3 protein-coding genes are annotated in these 3379 nt (G+C 73.5%); all 3 read right to left on the reverse strand.

Features of this window, described 5'->3' with window-relative positions; genetic code table 11:
* Positions 1-33: 33 nt before the first annotated feature.
* Entirely contained in the window at positions 34-1473 is a 1440-nt protein-coding gene (locus tag PV341_RS44295) for a globin domain-containing protein (protein WP_500360907.1), read from the reverse strand.
* A 255-nt stretch (positions 1474-1728) separates the two neighbouring features.
* Positions 1729-2361 (reverse strand): HAD family hydrolase, encoded by a 633-nt coding sequence (locus tag PV341_RS44300; protein ID WP_500330932.1) that lies wholly within the window; start codon positions 2359-2361, stop codon positions 1729-1731.
* Positions 2322-3275 carry a LysR family transcriptional regulator gene (locus tag PV341_RS44305; RefSeq protein ID WP_500360908.1) on the reverse strand — a complete coding sequence of 318 codons (954 nt, stop codon included), beginning with the start codon at positions 3273-3275 and terminating at the stop codon, positions 2322-2324. The genes PV341_RS44300 and PV341_RS44305 overlap by 40 nt, the downstream gene beginning before the upstream one ends.
* Positions 3276-3379: the final 104 nt, after the last annotated feature.

A 3379-nucleotide genomic window follows, 5' to 3' on the forward strand; every position in this document is an offset into this window, starting at 1 on the left:
GTGGGGGCCCCGGGGGGCGTGGGCGGAGCGGATTCAGTCGCCGGCCGCGACCAGTTCCTCGATCAGGTCGTGCCGGATGCGCTGGGAGGGCATGCCGCTGCGCACGAGGGTGTCGACGCCGCTGCGGATCATCCCGGGCGGCCCGCTGAGGTACGCGTCGTACTCGGGCCAGGGGCCGTACTGCCGCACGATCTCGGGGAGCGGGCCGTGCAGCCCCACTTCGCCGCGGCCGTGGGAGACCACGGGGCGCACCGAGAGCCAGGGGTGGCGCCGGGCGAGCCCCACCAAGGTGTCCAGGTCGTACAGGTCGTGGTCGCTGCGGGCGCCGTAGAAGACGTCCATGGCACGGCGGCGGCCGTGCTCGGCGACGTCCTCGACCAGGGCCTTGATGGGGGCGATGCCGGTGCCGCCGCCCAGGCAGAGCAGTCCGTTGTCGGTGCTGTGGTCCACGACCATGGAGCCGCCCGGAGGACCGAGCCGCAGCACGTCGCCGGGTCGGGCCCGGTGGACCAGCGCCCCGCTGACCCAGCCGGCCGGCACGGCCTTCACGTGGAAGACCAGCAGGCCGTCCGGGCGGGGGGCGCTGGCGAAGGAGTAGTGCCGCCAGACCCGCGGCCACCAGGGCGTCTCCAGCGTCGTGTACTGGCCCGCGAGGAAGGGGTAGGGCTGGTCGGGGCGGACGCTGAGGACCGCGATGTCGGAGGTGCGCGGTTCGTGGCTGACGATCTCCGCCTGCCACCAGGGCGGCGCGTGCTTCTCGTCGGCCGCCGCCGCGTCGATCATGATCTGCGAGATCGCCGTGTAGGCACGCACCCAGGCCGCCTCGACCTCGTCGTTCCAGACCGCCGAGGCGTACCGGGTCAGCGCCCCGATCAGGCATTCCCCCACGGCCGGATAGTGCTCGGGCCGGGTGCCGTATTTCCGGTGGCCGCGGCCCAGGTGGGACAGGTATTCGGTGAGTATCTCGGCGTCGTCTATGTGTTCCGCGGCGGTGAGGAGCGCTTTCAACAATCGGTCGCGCTGCGCGTCCATCGCGGCCGGAAAGAGTTCGCGCAACTCCGGATGCCGTATGAACAAAAGTGCATAGAAATACGACGTCGTCTTGTCGGCTACGGGCGCGACCTCCTCCATCGTCCGCCGGATGAGCAGTGCGTCCGCGCTCGGCTGCCGCGACCGAGGCCGGGCCTCCGCCCGGGGCGGGGGCTGCCGGTCCGGCGGCTCCGGATGGTGCCGCGGCCCCGGCGCGTCCTGCGGGGGGCCGGGCCGCGGCAGCGCCGGGCCGGGGCCGGTGCTCCGCCCGGCTCCCGTGCCCACCGGCCTGATGGGCCGTACCGGGCGGCTCGGCTCGCCGCCGTTCCCGCCCTCGTGGTGGGGTCTCGGCCCGTCAGGGGGTGTGTGCGGCGTGAACCATCCGGAGGACCCAGCCCCGGCTCCCTTTCCCGGTTCGGCCGCGTTCGTGGTCAGAGCGTCCATGGTCAGCTTCGCCTCGAGCTTCTCCCGGTCGGTGTCCGTACATCGGCCACACATCCTGCGCGGAAAGCCTGCCAGGACTTCACGCCGTCCGGACAAATAGCCGGAAGTACGGGAAACGCGGTTACCGATCCCGTTAAGCTCGGCCGAATGTGAAGCCCCGCTGCCGCGGAACCCTGACGACCCTACCCCGAGTCACTGCTTTCACAACCGTCACTCAATTCCCGTGACGATCACCACAGTTCCACCGTCACGTATTCAGCCCACGACCAGCGCATACGCTTCACGCAAATCGCGCCCCGTGTACGCATGGCTGGCCAGCCCGCTCACGTGGTGGTCCCCGTTGACCGCGACCGACACCGGCACCGCCGCGAAGAGCGCCGTGTCCGACAGCGAGTCCCCGTACGCCACGCACTCCGCGCGGCTGACCCCGTACCGGGCGCACAGCTCGTCCGCCGCCGTCACCTTCGTCTCCGGCAGCAGGATCCCCGCCACGTCCAGGCCCGCCGCCGGGCCGAACGGGACCTCCGGGAAGGCCGACGCCCGGACCGCGTGCACCCCCCACTCCAGCAGCCGGCGCACGAAGAAGTCCGGGGAGAGCGACACCACCGCGCAGTGCTCCCCGCGGGCGGCGATGTCCGCCCACACCTCCCGTATCCCGGCCAGCCACGGGGCGCCCTCGAACGCCGCCGCCACCTGCGCCCGGGTGAGCGCCCGCCACAGCTCGTACGCCCGCTCCGCGTAGCCCGGCGGGTCCAGCAGACCCCGCCCGAGCGCGTGCTCCAGCTCGCGGAACTCCGCCACCAGCCCCAGCTCCCGGGCGAGTTCCATGCTCGCCGAGGAGCCGTGCATCAGCGTCCCGTCCATGTCGAAGATGTGCAGCCGTCCCACGCGGTCCCTCCCTCGTCACCCGCCGCCCGGCCGGTTCCCGGCGGCGTCCCTCCGAACAACCGGGCGACATCCTCCGCCGCCCCGCGGACCGCGGGCCTGCGGTCCGCCGCCCGCCAGGCCAGCGCGACCGTGCAGCGCACGTCCCCGGCCAGCGGCACGATCACCACGTTCGACCGCGCGTAGTGCTCGTCGGTCGCCGTGCTCGCCAGTGCGCAACCCCGCCCCGCCGCCACGAGTTCGAGCGTCTCCTCCAGCGACCCCGACGGCACCGTCCCGGCCACGTGGGCGACGCCCACGGCCGACGGGTGGCGGAAGCCGGCGTAGGCCGCGTCCCCGGTCCGCGGCACCACCCAGGTCCTGCCGCCCAGTTCGGCGGGCGCGACCTCGGTCCTGCGGGCCAGCGGGTCCGTCGCGGGCAGCGCCACGCAACGCCGGTCGCTGGAGACGGTCACCATCCCCAGTCCCGGGGCGTCCAACGGGGGCCACACGATGGCCAGGTCGGAGTGTCCGTCCAGCAGCCCGCAGGAGGGGTCGTCGAAGTCGTAGCGCCGCAGCCGCACGTCGCCCGGGGCGCGGGCCTGGACCAGGTCCAGCAGCTCCCGGGTGCGGCCGGCCGCCGCCTCCCCCAGGAAGCCCACGGTGAACGGCCGGGACGCCCCGTCCAGCAGCCCCTCGAGTTCGTCCGCGGCGTCGACCGCCGCCACCGCGTGGGCCAGGATCCGTCGTCCCAGGTCGGTCAGTTCGGCCCGCTCGCGGTTCCGCACCAGCAACGGCCGCCCCGCGGCGGCCTCCAGCCGGCGCACCGACTCGCTCACCGTGGGCTGCCGTACGTCGAGTTGCCGCGCGGCCGCCGAGAACGAGCCCGTACGCGCCACCGCCACGAACGCCCGCAGGCCGGGCAAGGTCAGCGTCACTCCCGGAGGATAGCCAGGCTCCGGCCGATACCCATAGGGGAAAACTATGGGTGCCGCCCGCCGCCGCCACGGCACGCTGCCCGCATGACATCCCCCACGGCCCC

Origin of the sequence: Streptomyces sp. PA03-1a (assembly GCF_033792805.1) — a bacterium.
Taxonomy (GTDB): Bacteria; Actinomycetota; Actinomycetes; order Streptomycetales; family Streptomycetaceae; genus Actinacidiphila.